At 36.4% G+C, this 19176-nt stretch carries 14 protein-coding genes; all 14 read left to right on the forward strand.

What is annotated here, in order from left to right; all coding sequences use genetic code 11:
* Positions 1–213: 213 nt before the first annotated feature.
* Complete coding sequence (locus tag QOL71_RS09530) at positions 214–3096, forward strand: SusC/RagA family TonB-linked outer membrane protein (protein WP_283416701.1); 2883 nt, start codon at positions 214–216, stop codon at positions 3094–3096.
* A 6-nt stretch (positions 3097–3102) separates the two neighbouring features.
* On the forward strand, positions 3103–4668 hold the full coding sequence (locus QOL71_RS09535) for a RagB/SusD family nutrient uptake outer membrane protein (RefSeq protein ID WP_283416702.1): 1566 nt from the start codon (positions 3103–3105) through the stop codon (positions 4666–4668).
* A gap of 11 nt (positions 4669–4679) precedes the next feature.
* On the forward strand, positions 4680–5786 hold the full coding sequence (locus tag QOL71_RS09540) for a SusE domain-containing protein (RefSeq protein WP_283416703.1): 1107 nt from the start codon (positions 4680–4682) through the stop codon (positions 5784–5786).
* Between the two features lie 23 nt (positions 5787–5809).
* Positions 5810–7252, forward strand: a complete 1443-nt coding sequence (locus QOL71_RS09545) for a SusE domain-containing protein (RefSeq protein WP_283416704.1) — start codon at positions 5810–5812, stop codon at positions 7250–7252.
* Between the two features lie 170 nt (positions 7253–7422).
* Positions 7423–9579 carry a glycoside hydrolase family 97 protein gene (locus QOL71_RS09550; protein WP_283416705.1) on the forward strand — a complete coding sequence of 719 codons (2157 nt, stop codon included), beginning with the start codon at positions 7423–7425 and terminating at the stop codon, positions 9577–9579.
* A gap of 185 nt (positions 9580–9764) precedes the next feature.
* The gene (locus QOL71_RS09555) at positions 9765–11612 is read left to right on the forward strand and encodes a glycoside hydrolase family 13 protein (RefSeq protein ID WP_283416706.1); all 1848 of its coding nucleotides are present in this window, start codon (positions 9765–9767) and stop codon (positions 11610–11612) included.
* A 6-nt stretch (positions 11613–11618) separates the two neighbouring features.
* On the forward strand, positions 11619–12131 hold the full coding sequence (locus tag QOL71_RS09560; RefSeq protein ID WP_283416707.1) for a hypothetical protein: 513 nt from the start codon (positions 11619–11621) through the stop codon (positions 12129–12131).
* Positions 12080–12370, forward strand: coding sequence for a CPBP family intramembrane glutamic endopeptidase (locus QOL71_RS09565; protein WP_283416873.1), 291 nt, complete (start codon positions 12080–12082; stop codon positions 12368–12370). The genes QOL71_RS09560 and QOL71_RS09565 overlap by 52 nt, the downstream gene beginning before the upstream one ends.
* 29 nt (positions 12371–12399) lie before the next feature.
* A complete protein-coding gene (locus QOL71_RS09570; protein ID WP_283416708.1) occupies positions 12400–12918 on the forward strand; it encodes a nuclear transport factor 2 family protein in 519 nt (172 codons plus the stop codon).
* Positions 12919–12940: 22 nt separating this feature from the next.
* A complete protein-coding gene (locus QOL71_RS09575; protein WP_283416709.1) occupies positions 12941–14323 on the forward strand; it encodes an MFS transporter in 1383 nt (460 codons plus the stop codon).
* Positions 14324–14482: 159 nt separating this feature from the next.
* Positions 14483–15202 carry a pirin family protein gene (locus QOL71_RS09580; RefSeq protein WP_283416710.1) on the forward strand — a complete coding sequence of 240 codons (720 nt, stop codon included), beginning with the start codon at positions 14483–14485 and terminating at the stop codon, positions 15200–15202.
* A 103-nt stretch (positions 15203–15305) separates the two neighbouring features.
* Positions 15306–16544 (forward strand): phosphoribosylamine--glycine ligase, encoded by a 1239-nt coding sequence (purD, locus tag QOL71_RS09585; protein ID WP_283416711.1) that lies wholly within the window; start codon positions 15306–15308, stop codon positions 16542–16544.
* Positions 16545–16786: 242 nt separating this feature from the next.
* Positions 16787–17551, forward strand: a complete 765-nt coding sequence (locus QOL71_RS09590) for a methyltransferase domain-containing protein (protein WP_283416712.1) — start codon at positions 16787–16789, stop codon at positions 17549–17551.
* Positions 17552–17569: 18 nt separating this feature from the next.
* The gene (gene guaA, locus QOL71_RS09595) at positions 17570–19099 is read left to right on the forward strand and encodes a glutamine-hydrolyzing GMP synthase (protein WP_283416713.1); all 1530 of its coding nucleotides are present in this window, start codon (positions 17570–17572) and stop codon (positions 19097–19099) included.
* Positions 19100–19176: the final 77 nt, after the last annotated feature.

A 19176-nucleotide genomic window follows, 5' to 3' on the forward strand; every position in this document is an offset into this window, starting at 1 on the left:
TTTTGTTAAAAAAATTAACATAAACTTAAGTTTCTGTATTTCATTGTTTTATTTGTTTGTGTTTGTTTTTTTTAGCATTAAATTAGGTGGGATTGTGATGATTTTAAAATTATTTTAACAGAATATCGATTTTTTTATAAATTGCGAAACAAGAGATAGTGTATATCTTAATGATTTGAAAATAATAATATAAACCTTAAAAATTTATTTTTTGTGAGAAACTATAATGTATTAAAAATTGCTCCAGCATTTCTATTGCTCGGATCAGTGTTACATGCACAACAAAGTGATTCGGCCAAAAAAGAAACCGAAATCGAGCAGGTTGTGCTGATTGGTTATGGTAAGCAGAAGAAGACGGATCTTACGGGGTCTATTACTTCTGTGACCTCCAAAGACTTCAACAAGGGAGCAATCGTTTCTGCGGATCAGCTTATAACGGGTAAAGCTCCAGGTGTAAGAATTGTAAATGACGGCGGGTCTCCTGATTCCAAACCAAATATCAGAATTAGAGGAGGTTCTTCTTTGAGTGCCTCTAATGATCCTCTGATTGTTATTGATGGTGTTCCAGTCGATTCTAATGGTGTTGCTGGAGCTGCAAATCCACTTAATTATGTTAACCCCAATGACATTGAATCTTTTTCTATACTGAAGGATGCTTCTGCTACTGCTATCTACGGTTCTAGAGCTTCTAATGGTGTTATTATTATTACAACAAAAAGAGGCGGTGGAAAATTGAAAGTTAGTTTAAGTACAAATGTGTCTGTAGGTCAAGTCACAAGATATGCAGATGTTATGAATTCTAGTCAATTTGTAGATTTCATTAATAAAAACTATCCGCTATATAACTTTAGGTTAGGAGTGGGAGGAATGTCAGATAATCCTGATACTGAAGTGAATGAATCTTTGATTATGGGTAAGATTTATGATACAGATTGGCAGAAAGCAATTTATAGACAATCTGTATCATCTGATAACAACTTGAGTCTATCAGGAAGTCTTTTCAAGAGTGTACCTACTAGATTGTCTTTTGGTTACTCCAGAATTGAAGGCGTGGTTAAAACCAATGACCTTGACAGATATACTGTCTCTTTAAATATGTCGCCGACATTTTTAGATAAACATCTAAAGATAGATATTAATGCCAAAGGATCATTTACAGATCTTAATGCAATTGATGCAGGCGCAACTATCGGAAGTGCACTATTTATGGATCCTACAAAACCAATTTATACGAGTCAGACGGGGTTATCTGGTGTCCCATATGACATTTTTGGGGGTTATTACCAAAGTACAACGCTTAATAGTAATCGATATACATTAGTTGGTCAGACAAATCCATTAGCAGCACTTAATCAGAGAAGTGCGCCTCAAAAAATATGGAAATTTTTAGGAAATACGGAGATTAACTATAAGTTTCATTTTCTTCCAGACTTGAGAGCTGTAGTGAATCTTGGGGTTGAAGCTTCTAAATCTGATCTTAAGACTGTTTTCGCAGATAATGCTATTGCAACATTCAACAACCCTTTTCCATATACAAATCCTAACAATTATGTATTTAATCCTGGAGTTGACTATGCCGAACATCAAACTATTACAAACACAACGTTAGATTCCTATTTGGTATATGAAAAGAACTTCTCGGGATTTTTATCACATTTTTTAATTCAGGGCGGCTATTCTTATCAGAATTTTAAGAATGATGGTTTTAAAGATAATTATATGTACGATGTGACGTCTGGTTTAAGGGTTACAAAACCTGGAACTGAACTCAACCCAAATAACAGATATTATCTATTCCAAAATCTGCAGTCTTTTTTTGGTAGAACTAATATTGATTTTTATAATAAATATTTATTCACTGTTACCTTTAGGGCGGATGCTTCATCTCTTTTTCAGAAAGATCAAAGATGGGGATATTTTCCAGCTGTAGGTTTTGCGTGGAAAGTGAGGGAAGATTTCTTCAAGGACTCTAATACTGTCAGAGATTTAAAACTGAGATTAGGTTGGGGTAAAACCGGTCAACAGAATATTACAGGTGTGGTAGGATTTTATCCATCCAGTGCTTTATTTTCAATTGGGGCATCCAATGCGCAGTACTTTCCAGGTTTAACGACTTATAGCGCATTGCCTTTTAATCCTGACGTTACTTGGGAAAAAACAACAACACTCAATGCTGGGCTTGATTTTTCATTGTTTAATAGTGACAGAATTACAGGTAGTGTAGATGTTTACAATAGAAAAACATCAGACTTATTGGCAAGAGTTCCTTTACCACCAGGACAAGGTCTTACCTCCAACTTTATTGAAAACATAGGCTCTTTGGAAAATAATGGAGTAGAGCTGGGGTTAAATGTAGTACCAGTAAAATCTGAAAATATAACTTGGAGTGTTTCATTAAATGGAGCATATAATAAAGGGAAAATTACAGATTTAAAAAATATCACCACCTTTAGTGATTCTGGTAGTACTTTGCCGGTCGGAACAGGAATTAATATCGCTTATAACACGGTAGGCTATCAACCATATTCGGCTTGGGTTTTTCAGCAAGTCTATGATGCTAATGGAAATCCTTTAGCAGAGGTTTATGTGGACCGTAATGGCGATGGAGTTATCAATAATTCAGATCGCTATTATAGACCTATAAGACCAAACTGGACGTATGGCTTTGGAACATCTTTCAATTATAAAAATTGGGATTTATCTGCAGCATTTAGAGGTCAGATTGGAGGGGAAATTTATAACACAAGAAAAATTGCACAGGGTTACAGAAGCTCCGCAGTCCCTGCAAACTCTAATAACCTTAATAATGTTATTACTTACGCAGCAGATTCCCCATTTTTACAGCTTTCCGATAATACGTATTTCTCAGATTATTTTCTAGAAGACGCCACGTTTCTAAAAGTAGACAATATTACACTTGGTTATATGATCAAAAATATGTTTGGTAATACCAATGTTAGAGTATATGGTGCTGTAAATAATGTTTATACATGGACGAATTTTACTGGTCAAGATCCAGAGAATTTTAATGGAATAGATAATAATTTTTATCCAAGACCGAGAGTTTTCACTATTGGTTTTAACTTTAATTTTTAAGAAGCAATGAGAAAAATATATTTAAAAGTACTTGCTGTATCATCACTTTTTCTGATTTCCACATATTCATGTATTGGAGATTTAGATGTAGACAATAAGGTAGAGCCAACATTGGAAAATCTTCTACAACAAGATCCCAATGCCGTAGATGGATTGTTATCCAGATTGTATGCAAGTTTTGCATTATCGAGTGTTAGTGGACCTGGGGATTCTGATCTTGGGTCAACAGATAATGCTGGAGAGTCGCCGTTTATTAGAGGACTTGTCAATTTGCAGGATTTTACAGCAGATGACTTAAAAAACAGATGGGGAGATAATGGGCTAGATCAGCTGACAACCACTTCCAATTGGACAAGTAACAATAAGTTTTTTGGTTACGTTTTCAATAGAATTTATTATACTATACCTCAAGCGACTAACCTGATTCTGATTATGAAAAGTAATCAAGTTAATTATGCGAATAAAGAGCAAGTGATTAGTGAACTAAGATTTCTTAGAGCGTTGTCGTATTACTATTTGATTGATTTTTTTGGTAAAGGTCCACTTTTAAATGATGAAACTTTCAATACATCCGCACCATTGCCGGAAACCTCAAGAGCTGATTTATTCAAATTTGCAGAAAGTGAGTTACTTGCAATAGAATCTAGTCTACCTCCTACTAACTCTTATGGCAGAGCTAACAAATCATGCGCTAGAATGTTACTTGCAAAACTCTATATGAATGCGGAAGTATATACTGGAACATCGAGATATAATGATGCAGCTGTTTTTCTTAATAAAATTATTTCTGAGGGGGGATACCAATTGGAGTCTAACTTTCGAAAGAATTTTTCAGCAGATAACAATACATCCAAAGAGATAATTTTTCCATTAATTGCTGATGCAGTTAATAGTCAAAGTTATGGGAATACAACTTATATTGTAAATGGTAGCTTAAGTAGTGATGACATGACATTGGCAAATTATGGAGCAACTGAAGGATGGGCAGGCCACAGAGCTACAAAATCTTGGTATGGGCTATATGGTAACAGTGCAGCTGAGATTCTTTCCAATCCAGATATTCGTGGACACTATTTTTTTACAACAGGTCATACTTGGGAAATGAACGATTATAAAACTTGGAGTGATGGTTTTCCATCTGTCAAGTTCTGGAACAAAAATTCAGATGGAAGCGGAGTTCCTACAAGTTTTTCGTCAACAGATTTTCCTTTGTTTAGATACAGTGATGTTTTATTAATGTACGCTGAGTGTGCTTTGCGTGGAGCATCTTCTGCCAACCTAAACCAAGCTTTAGTTTATTTTAATATGGTGAGAGAAAGAGCTGGAGCTGTCCCTTTTACTACGATCAACCTACAAAATATTCTTGATGAAAGAGGAAGAGAATTAAATTTTGAAGGCATGAGAAGACAAGATCTTATAAGATTTGGTAAGTTTACAGGGGGATCTTATCTATGGCCATGGAAAGGAGGTGTAAAAGAAGGAACATCAATTCCTGATACTTATAAACTATTCCCGATACCAACTACGGCATTGCAGGCTAATCCTAATTTAACTCAAAATCCTGGTTACTAAAAATCAATCTTATGAAAAATTCTAATATAAAATATATTTTTTCGCTTATTGCATTAAGCTTAATGATTGTGGGATGTCAAGATAGGGAGATAATTACAATTGAAGATTCGCAGAGTCCAGTAATTGCAAATCTATCTACTCAAAACTTGATTTTGGATTCCAATTTTCCTACTAATCCAGCATTGACAGTAACTTGGACTCCTGCAAAGTACACGGTTCCTGTGGAGATCAATTATAATATTGAAATCAGTGCGAATGAAAATTTTGATAAAAAATTCCCATTGGGCGAAAAAATTGTTCAATCTGTAAATACTAAAAGTTTTACAACGAAACAGATCAATGATGCGGCTAAATTAATTGGTTTAGTACCTGCAAAACCTCAAAAAATCTATTTTAGGGTTATATCTTCAGTTAATGGTAACTTCTATTCACAGGTTTCTAATGTTACAAGCCTCACAGTTACACCTTACCTGGCAAGTCCCATATATAATTATGTTGATCTTTATCTGATTGGTGCGGCTACTGCTGGAGGATGGACCAATGAAATAACTAACCTTAATATTTATCCTTTACTTAAAACAACAAATAAGGATGTTTATACTTATTCAGGATTCTTTAAGGCTGATGGGTTCAAAATTATCAAAAACAAAGGTTCATGGGATGCACAATATGGTCTGGGAACTGCGACTAATGCTACTAGCGGAACACTAGATACAGGTGGTGGTTCTGGAAATATTACTATTCCTGCCGATGGGTACTATAAATTGACAATTAATACAAACGCATTAACTTACACATTGCAAGCGTTGCAAGCACCTACTGCAAGTTATAGCAACATCTCCATTATTGGTACTGTGAATGGTAATTGGAATACAGATACGCAACTGACTAAATCGGCTTTTGATCCTCACGTATGGACGGCAAAAAGTATTACCCTGAAAGAAGGTGAATTTAAATTTAGAGCTAACAATACGTGGGATGTAAGCTGGGGTACAAAATCTGAATTCTTCGGAACGGCCCAAAAGGGAGGTGATAATATACCTGTAAGCTCAGAATGGATTTATGATGTCTATTTTAATGATGTAACAGGAGATTACACTTTGATTCCAATAAAATAATTTTTTAATTTATCAAAATTATTATGAAAAATATATTTAAATTAATAATAGCTTCAGTATTTGTGTCAATTTTATTTGTAGCATGTAACAATGATGCAGATAGAGATTGGACAACACCGGAAGCAAGCTTTAAGCTTAATGATACATCTTTAGGTGCTGAAAATGTATTATACAAAACTATGAGCAACAATCCCTTTACTTTGGTTTGGGAATCAATAGGAAGCGGTGAATATAAAGTAGAATTGTCATCAACATCTGATTTTACTAAAAAAGTTGAATTAGGAAAATCATCCGAAAACAGTTTTACAACAACTATAGGAAATTTGAATGCTAAGTTGTTACAACTAAATTTTTCGCCATTCACTTCTCAGCTTGTCTATATAAGAATAACAAAAGATTCGGAAATTTCTAATACAATCAGCTTTGGAGTAAAAGTTTATCCTGTTGATGGGCCTATAATTACAGCTCCGACAAATGGAGGTACAATTACCCTTAATTCTGCTGATCAGTCTGCAATTGCTACTACAATTACTTGGAATGACTATTCTAACTATGGATCACCGGTGACTTATACGGTAGAAATTGCTAAGAAAGGTTCTACAACTTTTTCTTCTCTAGGTGTAGTTACAAACTCAAAATCTTTGGCTATTTCAAATAAGGATCTTAATACTGCAGCTTTGACAGCTGGAGGAATAGTTAATACTGAAGGCGAATTTGATTTCAGAGTTACTGCAAAAACAAGCTTTTCTACTCCTGCCATTGAACTAAAATCTGCTATTGTCACCGCTAAAATGAAACCATATCAGGTTGATTATCCTGACTTTTTCTTGGTTGGAGCGGCATCAGCGGTTTCTTGGAATGCGACAGGATCTCAAAAGCTATACAAGCATGACAATATATCTGAAATCTATACATATTTACAACCTGAAAATTTTAGATTTTTAGGTCAACAAGACTGGAATCCTCTTAATTATAGTATTGATGATTCCAGAACTGATGCAGAAAAAAGATATTTCAAGACTGTATCATCTAATGTTGAATTTGGGGATCATGAAAATATGAAATTCACCGGAACAGCAGGAATTTATCATGTTGTTATTAATGCAGATTTTGGGGTTAAGTCTTTGACCGCTACTGCTACTGCAGGTGTTTGGGATATTCCGAACCTGTATTTGGTTGGATCTCTACAAGGTTGGAATGCTGGAGCAGCAGAACAGTTCAATTCTCTTGGGAATGGCAAATTTGAAATGATCAGGCAGATTCCTGATAATGCAGAATTCAAATTCCTGGGTCAGCAGGATTGGTCTGGAAAAGAGTGGGGTAATATTGGTAAAGATAACATTGGAAATACCGGATATCTTGGTATAAATGATGCTAATGGAAATATCAAATTTAGTGGAGGTGATAATTTCTATACCATTACTGTAGATTTGAAAATGGGAACTTACAAGCTAGTGAAGTTGTAAAATTCTCTAATTATAACAAAAAAGTGTTGCGGTTTCGCAGCACTTTTTTTATATTGTACAACATATATAAACCTTAGAAAAATGAAATCGTCATTGGCCAATTTATTATTTAATTAATACAAAAGTTGATAAACGATTCCATTTGACCTTTAAAAAATAAATTTAGTCAAATGAAAAAATTCACCATTGGAGCAGTTTTGCTTACTATGATGTTTAACGGCGTTTATGCTCAAAGTCTAAAGTCTCCGGACGGAAAATTCGAAGCTAATTTCCAACTGAAAAATGGAGTGCCATTTTATAACCTGAAATATAACGGTAATGTGGTTGTAGAGGATTCTAAATTAGGATTAAGATTATTCAAAGATTCTTCTATCAAGTTTGCTTCCGAAATTGCAAAACCCGAAGATGCTGGTTTTGATCTTAATAATGGCTTTACAAAGACGGCTGAAAAAAGAGATTCAAAAAACGAAACCTGGCAGCCAATTCTTGGAGAAAAAAAGAACTATATTAACAATTATAATGAATTAGCTATTACACTTAACCAAGCTTCTACAGATAGAAGTATTGTTGTGAAATTCAGATTGTTTAATGACGGTTTAGGATTCAGATACGAATTTCCTCAACAAAAAAATCTGAATTATTTTGTCATCAGAGAAGAAGATTCCGAGATTGATTTTCCTACAGATATGAAAGCTTGGTGGATTGTTGCAGATTACGACTCTCAGGAATATCAATATCAAACCACAAAAATCTCCGAAATTCCGAATCAGTGGCCCAAGGCTTATGATTCCAATGCATCTCAAAAACTGATCAAGAATGCTGTTCAATCACCTTTGATGTTGAAAAAGGAAGGGAAGGATCAGTTATATGTCAATGTAGGAGAAGCGGCAGTTCTGGATTATCCGGCTTCACACCTGGAAGTAGATGCTCAGAATTTCAAATTCAAAACCCACCTCACGGCTGATAGACAAGGAGCTAAAGGTTACATCCAGACACCTACTGTAACACCCTGGAGAACAATTATCGTTGCTCCCAAAGCAGAAGACGTAATGGATTCTAAAATGATGTTCAACCTGAACGAACCTACAAAATATAAAGATACATCTTACATCAAACCAACCAAATACATGGGTGTCTGGTGGGAAATGATCATCGGGAAATCACAATGGGCATATTCTACGTCCGAAAACGTGCACATTGGAAAAACCGATTTTTCTAAATTAACTCCGAATGGCAAACACGCTGCCAACAATACAAAAGTTAAAGAATACATCGATTTCGCTTCTGCAAACGGCTTCCAAGGTTTGCTTATCGAAGGCTGGAACACGGGTTGGGAAGATTGGTTCGGACATTCTAAGGAGTTTGTTTTCGATTTCATTACACCTTATCCCGATTTTGATATCAAAATGTTGAATGATTATGCACATTCGAAAGGAATTAATTTAATCATGCACCACGAGACTTCCGGTTCAGCAACCAACTACGAAAGATGGGCAGACGATGCTTTCAAATTGATGAACAAATACGGTTACAAATCTGTGAAAACGGGTTATGTAGGCGATATTATTCCAAGAGGGGAACACCATTATTCTCAGTGGACAATCAACCATTTTTACAGAATTGCTGAAAAAGCAAATGACTATAAAATCATGGTGAATTCTCACGAGTCGGTTCGTCCTGGCGGAGAAAGCAGAACCTATCCAAACTGGATCTCTGCAGAAGCTGCGCGTGGGACAGAGTACGAAGCTTTTGGTGGTAACAAACCGGATCATCAGACAATTCTCCCTTTTACAAGATGGATGGGCGGTTCTATGGATTATACGCCGGGGATTTTCCAAACCAAACTGGATTATTATTTCCCGGGAGATAAGAGATTTGTACAGACAACCTTGGCTAAGCAATTAGCGCTTTATGTCGTGATGTATATGCCTTTACAAATGGCTGCAGATTTACCGGAAAATTACGCAAAACATATGGATGCCTTCCAGTTTATAAAAGATGTGGCTGCGGATTGGGATGACACAAAAATTCTTTCGGCAGAACCTGGAGATTACATCCATACAGCCAGAAAAGCAAAAGGAACAGACAATTGGTTTGTAGGTGGCGTTACAGATGAGAACCCGAGAGATTTTACAGTAGACTTTTCATTTCTGGACAAGGGTAGAAAATATGAAGCAACGATCTATGAAGATGGAAAAGACGCTGATTATGTAAACAATCCACAGAGTTATCATATCTACAAAAAAACAGTTGACAGCAAAACAAAACTGCCGGTTCACCTGGTAAGAAGCGGCGGCTATGCAATTTCTGTGAAGCCTGTTAAATAATTTTTTTAGGAGCTTAATCCCGCTTTCCGTTGTAATCTTTTTTGCCACACCTTTTGTCAGGCTGAGGCTCTCAGAGTCCACGCAAAAAAGGATTTCCACTGCAATCGGGGCTATGGCTTTCAACACCAATCAGGACTTTGTCATTGGTTCACACTTTGACAAAGTCTTTTCCTAAAATTTACACTATGAAAAAAATAATCACATTTTCTTCAATCATACTTTCCTCCATCTTTTATTCTCAGGTTCAAAAAGTAGAGCCTGCATTTTGGTGGAGCGGAATGAAAAACCCTGAACTTCAATTATTAGTTTACGGAAAAGATATTCAAAATCTCCAACCCGAATTCTCAGGCGGAATCACAATCAAAGAAGTCAAAAAAGTTGAAAACCCGAATTACCTTTTCGTAACCATTGACACAAACGGCGTTCAGCCACAAAAAACAAAACTGAACTTCAAAAACGGAAACAAAACCGTTAAAACTATTGATTACGAATTTAGGCAAAGACAACAAAATTCAGCGAACAGAGATTCTTACACATCTTCGGATGTCATGTATCTGATAATGCCTGATAGATTTGCGAACGGAAATCCGAAAAACGACAACACACCAGACACGGCTGAAAAAGCTGACCGAAGCAAAACCGGTGGTCGACACGGTGGAGATATTGCCGGAATCGTCAAGAACTTGGATTATCTTCAGGAATTAGGTGTTACCACGATTTGGAACACGCCTTTACTGGAAGATAATGAACCTTCCTATTCTTATCACGGTTATGCGCAAAGCGATTACTACAAAATCGACCCACGTTACGGAACCAACGAGGATTACAAAAACCTCGCTGATGAACTTCATAAAAGAAAAATGAAACTCGTAATGGATTATGTGACCAACCACTGGGGTTCAAAAAGCTGGATTATCAAAGATTTGCCTTCAAAAGATTGGATTCATTATTGGAACGGACAGGAAAATGGTTTCCAAAGGAGTAATTACAGAATGACAACGCAGTTTGATACCAACGCTGCGAAAGTTGATGAAGCAGCATGTATGGATGGCTGGTTTGATACGACAATGCCGGATATGAACCAAAGCAATCCAATGGTTGTAACTTATATGGCTCAGAACGCAATCTGGTGGATTGAATATGCAGGTCTGGACGGGTTCCGTGTGGACACATATTCTTACAACGATAAAAAAGGAATTGCAGATTGGACAAAACGAATCACCGATGAGTATCCGAAATTCAATATTGTAGGCGAAGTTTGGATGCACGACCAGGCGCAGATGTCTTATTGGCAGAAGGATTCCAAAATTGCAGCGATAGAAGGTTATAATTCTTATTTGCCTTCTGTGATGGATTTTACACTTCACGACGCTCTTGGTCAGGTTTTCCGTGAAGATTCTGGCTGGGATTCTGGAATGCAGAGAGTTTATGACAATCTGGCGAATGATTTTCTTTATCCGAATATCAATAATCTGTTGGTTTTTGCTGAGAATCACGACACGAATAGATTTAATCAGATTTTTCCGAAAGTTGAAGATTACAAATTAGCAATGAGTTTGATTTTGACCATTCGTGGAATTCCTCAATTATACTATGGTTCCGAAATCGGAATGGCTGGCGACAAAAACAACGGCGGCGATGGCGAAATCCGTAAAGATTTTCCAGGTGGTTGGGCTGGCGATACGAACAATGCCTTCACAAAATCAGGAAGAACAGCTTCTCAAAATGAATATTTCGATTACACCAAAAAACTTCTGAACTGGAGAAAAACAAACGAAGCGGTTCACACTGGAAAAACTTTGCATTACATACCAAAAAATAACGTTTATGTTTATTTCCGTTATACCGATAACAAAAGAGTAATGGTTGTTATCAATAACAACAAAGAAGCTCAAAATCTGGATTTGAAGCGTTTTTCCGAAGGATTAAAGAATTTTACAACGGGGAAAGATATTATTTCGGACAAAGATTTTGATTTGAAAACCAATCTATCTGTTCCTGCAAAATCTTCATTAATTTTGGAATTGAAATAAAATCTAATGGAAACTGAACTAAAACCATTCTGGCAAAAATTATTCACATTCAATTGGAAGTTTGGACTTTTCCTTATTCTAATTATTTGTATTCCTAGATTCATTTTGGTTTTAAATGCTAATGAAACTTCAGATTACAAATACATTGGTATGATAATGACAGTTTCCGCAATTGCACCATTCATTTTCCTGAGCAGATATGGTCGAAAAGTAATTGGATTAACAAAACCAAGTAATTATGGCTGGTTAATTTTTGCTGTTATTTCAGGTCTGATTTTTAGCTTAGTTCTTTATTATTTAGGAGAATTAATTTATCAAAATTCGTTTGAAAATTGGTATGTTTATATTGGGAAATCATATAATATTCCGGCAGATATAAAACAAAATGATAAATTGATAATGTTCGTAATAATGGCAGTTACAGGAATGATTTTTAGTCCAATTGGAGAGGAATTATTTTCAGAGGCATTGTTCATTCGAGTTTTGCTAAATCATTTGGAGATAAGAAAGCGTCAGTAATTGATAGTTCTGCTTTTGCTCTGACTCATATTTCTCATTTCGGATTAGTATTTATCAATAATGAATGGAAACTTTTTACGATTCCAACTCTGATTTGGGTAATCAGTATGTTTTTAGTCAGTGTTTTATTTTATATATGCAGAAGAAAAACAGACTCTTTATTATGTTCAATTGTTTGCCATTCAGCTTTTAATTTGGGAATGATTTTCAGCATATTTTTCTGCTCTGATAATTATTAATTTTAGAATGAATTAAACTATATTTAATTATGAAAAAATATACATTATTTGGATTTTTCTTTTTTCTGTTATTGTTTTCTAATTCAGCCTTTGCCCAGAAAAAGGGATTTTACGAGAATGTGCAGAAAAAGAATATCAGCAAATTACTGGACGATTTCAATACATTTGCTGCCAATGCAGATTATAAAAATTATTTTGATTGTTTTGCAGAAGAATCAACTTTTATCGGGACAGATGCCACGGAAGTTTGGAACAAAAAAGAATTCAAAGATTGGGCAAAACCATTTTTTGATAAGAAAACAACTTGGAATTTCAAATCTCTAAAACGAAATATTTATTTCAGCAAAGACGGAAATTATGCTTGGTTTGATGAGATTTTGGATACACAAATGAAAATCTGCAGAGGTTCTGGTGTTGTTGAAAAAATCGGTGGAAAATGGAAAGTAAAGCAATACGTTCTGTCGGTAACAGTTCCAAATGAAGTTGTTGATGAAGTCACCAAAATCAAAACGCCAATCGAGGATGCTTTGATTCAGAAATTAAAATAATATATAAATACCTTAAAAATAAATGACAAAAAAAGTTAAACCAAATCTTTCCATCGCTCAGATTATCAATATGAGTATGGGATTTTTGGGAATCCAGATGGCCTTCGGTTTACAGAACGGAAATGCCAGTAGAATTTTAGCAAATCTTGGCGCTGATGTTCACGAGTTGTCTTGGTTTTGGTTGGTTGCACCAGTAACAGGATTAATTGTTCAACCCATTATAGGACATATGGGAGATAACACGTGGAGTCCATTGGGAAGAAGAAAACCCTATTTTTTGATTGGTGCAGTTTTATGTGCCATCGGATTGGTTCTCCTTCCAAACGCCGCTTCTGTGACTCATCTTATTGCAGCCAATGTGTTATTACTAGCCGTGATTTTCCTGGCAATGATGGATGCATCTATCAATGTGGCAATGGAACCTTTTCGGGCTCTGGTCGGAGATATGCTTCCAAAACATCAGGGAACGATTGGGTTTTCTGTTCAAACGATTTTGATAGGAATTGGAGCTGTAATCGGTTCTTATCTTCCTGATTGGTTAACCAGATTGGGAATCTCGAATGTTGCACCAGAAGGTTTTGTAGCAGATAACGTGATTTTTTCTTTTTATATTGGTGCCGGATTTTTACTGTTGACTATTCTGTACACGATTCTGACGACGAAAGAATATTCACCTGAAGAGTTTGCAGCTTTTGAAGACGGAAAAGAAATTGTGGAAGAACCTTCTAGATTTAGCGACATCTTCAAAGATTTTGCGAACATTCCTACTCAGATGAAAAGATTGGGCGTCGTTCAGTTTTTCTCTTGGTTTGCACTGTTTACGATGTGGGTTTTCACCACAAGTGCTTTGGCTACACATCACTTTGGGTTGTCTCCGGAAGATACACACTCGGAAGCTTTTAATAATGCCGGGGATTTGACCGGAAAATTATTTGGGATGTACAATCTTTGGGCGATTCCGTTTGCATTCTTATTAACACCGATTGCCAAATTCTTAGGCAAAAAACAAACACACGCTTTGGCTTTGTTATCAGGAGGACTGGGATTGATTTCGATGTATTTTATTAAGGACACATCGTTGCTTTGGATTTCTATGATAGGATTGGGATTTGCCTGGGCAAGTATTTTAGCAATGCCTTATGCGATGTTGATTGAAGTGATTCCCCAAAGAAAAATGGGTGTTTATATGGGAATTTTTAATTTCTTTATCGTCATTCCTCAAATCATCAACGGGATTTTCGGAGGCCCAATTGTTTCCAATGTTTTTGGAAAAATGGCAATTGATTACATTGTTGTTGGTGGAATCTGTATGCTGATTGGTGCAGTTGTCACGATGATTTTCATCAAATCAGATGATGAAACACCAAAAGAAATCGAAGAAGAAATCCAGCAGGTTCATTTCTAATTTCATACGGAATTGTCACACTGAACTTGTTGAAGTGTCTAAATATTAAATCCACCAAATCGGTGGATTTTTCGTTCTTATCCTACGTCAATGTGTAAGAGTTTTCAAAGTTGGAAATTTGTATCAACAAAAAAGCCTAACAATTAAAATCAATTTATAATGAAAACAGTATATCACAAATCAGACACCAGAGGTTATGCTAACCATGGTTGGTTAAAAAGTCATCACACTTTTAGTTTTGCCAATTATCACAATCCGGAAAGAACGCATTTCGGTGTTCTCAGAGTTTTGAATGACGATTTTGTAGAAGGTGGAATGGGATTCGGGAGACATCCGCACCGCGATATGGAAATCATCTCGATTCCTTTGGAAGGCGATTTGCGACACGGCGACAATATGGGTAATTCCGGAATTATCAAAAAAGGCGATATCCAGGTGATGTCTGCAGGAACCGGAATTATGCACAGCGAGGAAAACGCCACCGAACAACCTGTCAAATTCTTACAAATCTGGGTAATTCCAAACAAAACTGATGTTACACCAAGATACGATCAAATCAACATCGAGGAACAATCTGTACAGAATGATTTTCAGCAGATTCTTTCTCCTAATGCTGATGATGCAGGTGTGTGGATTCATCAGGATGCATGGTTCAGTTTGGCAAGATTTGACAAAGGTTTTTCTAAGGAATACAACATCCATAAATCAGGAAATGGCGTGTATGTTTTTGTCATCAAAGGAAAGGCAAAAATCGGCGACCAAATCCTTGATGAAAGAGATGGTCTTGGGATCTGGGATACAGAAAATTTTGTGCTAGAAGCTGAAGAAAATTCCGAAATATTGTTAATGGAAGTTCCAATGCAATTACCACAATCTTAATTTTTTAATAAACTTTTAAGAAAAATACATCAGACTCGGTATAAGATTTGTCCTCAAAAAATCTTAAATTTGGCACTTTAAAAAGTTAAACTGAAAACATAATATGAGATTACTTATTGTAGGAAACGGTGGACGTGCTTCTGCCTTGGCTACCAAGCTAAGCGAAGACAACAGAATTACGAAGATGTACTTTGCACCTGGCAATGCCACTACCGAAAAACTGGGAGAAAATATCAACGAAACCGACATCATTGCACTGAGAGATTTTGCAATCAAACACAAGGTAGATTTGACTATTGTTGGTCCTGAAGCACCTCTTGTAGAAGGTATCGTGGATGAGTTTAAAAAAGTTGACCTCAAGGTTTTTGGTCCTGCAAAAAAAGCAGCCTCATTGGAAGGCAGCAAGGCATTCTCTAAGAAGTTTATGAAAACTTACGGAATCAAAACGGCACAATCCGTAACATTTGATTCTTACGCAGAAGCTAAGGAATATTTACAGAAACAAAAGTTTCCTTTGGTAATCAAAGCAAGTGGTTTAGCTGGCGGGAAAGGCGTAGTTATAGCTGAAAATCTCGAAGATGCAGAAGGTACAATTCACGATTTTATGATCAAAAGAATCTTTGGCGATGCGGGGATTCAGGTTATTATCGAAGAATTTTTGCAAGGTTTCGAAGCATCCATCATCGGTGTTTCCAACGGTGAAAAGATTTTCCCTTTTATTCCTGCAAAAGATTACAAAAAAGTCGGAAACGGAGACAAAGGCCCAAACACAGGAGGAATGGGTTCTGCAGCGCCAAGTCCGGAATTCACGGATGAGCATTTTCAGGACTTTGTTCAGAATATTATGAATCCAACTGTTGAAGGTCTTAAAAAAGAAGGTCTTAGCTTCAAAGGATTTATTTTCTTCGGATTAATGGTGACAAAAAGCGGAACTTATCTTCTGGAATATAATATGAGATTGGGTGACCCGGAAACTCAGGTGCTTTTACCGTTGTTAGAGAACAATTTGGTAGATGTTATCGAGGATTGTCTTCACGGTAAGGAGCTGGAACTGAAATTTAAAAATAAAAAAGCAGTTTGTCTTGTGGTTTGTTCGGGAGGTTATCCTCAGAATCACGAGACAGGCTTTGAGATTACAGGGGCAGAAAAAGTAAAGGGAAGCACGTTGCTTTATGCTGGTGCAGATTCAAGAGGAGACAGAGTCGTTTCTACGGGAGGTAGAGTTCTTAACTTGGTAGCGCTTGGAGACACTTTCGAAGAAGCACGCAAAAAAGTCTATGAGGATGCTATTGCAGTAGATTTTGACTACGGATTTTACCGAGACGATATTGCGAAATTCTAAATATATAGAGATGTTGGGCGACCAATGTCTCTTTTTTTTAGAAGCTGTTTCCCGCTTTCCACTATATCTTTTTTGTCATTGCGGACGAAGTGAAGCAATCTGTTGAACAAGTCAGCAATCGCAATGACAAAAAAGGATGCCGTTGCAATCGGGGCTAGTTTGCAATTCAGTATTAGATTTGGCACACAGAGCTCGTCGAAGTGTCTACTCATAATTAACAATTAATCATTAATTACTAAAAAATGCCTTGGAATCCGGATATATATGACCAGTTTAAGAAAGAACGTTCAGCACCATATTTTGATTTAATAAAACTGATTGAAATAGAATCTGATATGTCTGTTATCGATTTAGGTTGCGGAACTGGCGAATTGACTTCTGGACTTTTAGATTTTATTCCAAATTCAAAAATCATCGGCATCGATTCTTCTGCAGAAATGCTTCAAAAAGCAGAGCAATACGCAACAAAAAGATTGCAGTTTTTTCAAAGAAGCGTAGAGGAGCAGGTGGAATTGAAAGATAAATTTGATTTAATTCTTGCCAACGCCTCTTTGCAATGGTGTGATAATCATCAGGAGTTGTTTCCAAAACTGATTTCAAAACTGAATCCCGATGGGCAATTAGCCGTACAAGTTCCATCGAATCACAATTTCATAGTTCATCAGTTATTGTCTGTCGTTGCGGAACACGAGGTTTATCAGAAACATTTCAATGGTTGGAAAAGAAAATATTCGGTTCTTAATATAGAAGATTATGCCAAGATTTTGTCAGACAACGAAGGTAGAAAAATCAATGTCTTCGAAAAAGTTTATCCGCACATTATGAAAGATGCAGATGCCGTTTTTGACTGGGCTTCAGGAACAGCAATGATTCCGTTTGTTGAAAAACTGCCGGATGAATTGAAAAATCAGTACAAACAGGATTATAAAGAAGAACTTAGAAAAGTTTTTACAGTTTCGCCGGTTTTTTATCCGTTCAAAAGAACTTTTATTTATGCACAATTTTAAAAAATATTACAACATTATATGCAAAACGGAATTATCATTTTAGACTTCGGTTCACAGTACAATCAACTCATTGGAAGAAGAATCCGTGAAATGGAAGTTTATTCGGAAATAGTACCATTCAACACACCATTAGCAGAAATTCTTGAGAAAAAACCAAGAGGAATCATCCTTTCCGGCGGTCCAAGTTCTGTGAACGCAGAAAATGCGCACCTTGTAGAAAAAGAATTGTATGAACAAGGAATTCCGGTTTTAGGAATCTGCTACGGAATGCAATTAACAGCTCATCTTTTGGGCGGAAAAGTGACCAAAGGAGAAAAAGGCGAGTATGGAAAAGCTCACCTTGAAATTGTAAAAGAAAACGAATTACTGAAAGGTGTCTATCAGAATTCCATCGTTTGGATGAGCCATTTTGACGAGGTTGCAGAATTACCGGAAGGTTTTGAACTCAATGCAAAATCAGGTGTTATCGCTTCGATTTCAAATCCTGAGAAAAAAATCTATTGCGTACAGTTTCACCCGGAAGTTTCGCATTCTGAAGAAGGCGGAAAGATGCTGGAGAACTTCGTATTCGGAATTTGTAAAGCTGACAAAAACTGGAAACTAACAAATTACATCGAGAGAACCGTTGCCGAAATCAAAGAAAAAGTAGGCGATCAAAAAGTGATTCTTGGATTGTCTGGAGGTGTTGATTCGTCCGTAGCTGCAGTTTTGATTCATAAAGCCATCGGCGACCAGCTGAATTGTATCTTCGTAGATACGGGACTTTTGAGAAAAGACGAAGGCAAAAAAGTAATGGAAAATTACGGCAAACATTTCCATATGAACATCAAAATGGTAGATGCTTCCGAAAGATTCTTATCCAAATTAGCAGGAGTAGGTGATCCTGAAGAAAAACGTAAAATCATCGGTAACGAATTTGTTCACGTCTTTGATGAAGAATCAAAACAAATCGAAGGTGCGAAATTCTTGGCACAAGGAACTATCTATCCGGATGTTATCGAATCACAATCTGTGAAAGGACCTTCTGCAGTTATCAAATCTCATCACAACGTTGGTGGGCTTCCCGAAGAAATGGAATTCGAATTGTTGGAACCTTTGAGGGAATTGTTCAAAGATGAGGTGAGAAAAGTAGGCGAGGAGTTGGGAATTCCACACGAGTTGGTTTACAGACATCCGTTTCCTGGTCCAGGTTTGGGAATCAGAGTTTTGGGAGAAGTTGATGCTGAAAAAGTTAGAATCTTGCAGGAAGCTGATGATATTTTCATCGAAGAATTATATAAAAATGATTTGTATGAGAAAGTTTCTCAGGCATTCGTGGTTCTTCTTCCGGTAAAATCCGTTGGTGTAATGGGTGATGAAAGAACTTATGAATATACAGCCGTTGTCCGTTCTGCCAACACAATTGATTTTATGACGGCAACCTGGAGCAGATTGCCTTACGAGTTTTTGGATACCGTTTCCAGCAGAATCATCAATGAGGTTAGAGGAATCAACAGAGTGGCTTATGACATCAGTTCAAAACCGCCAGCAACGATTGAGTGGGAATAATTAATGAATGATCAATCATAATCAATAAGTGATAAGCCAGCAGTATTTTTGTTGGCTTTTTTCTGCAGTAACACTAT

The sequence above is a fragment of the Epilithonimonas pallida genome, from assembly GCF_900182975.1.
Taxonomy (GTDB): Bacteria; Bacteroidota; Bacteroidia; order Flavobacteriales; family Weeksellaceae; genus Epilithonimonas; species Epilithonimonas pallida.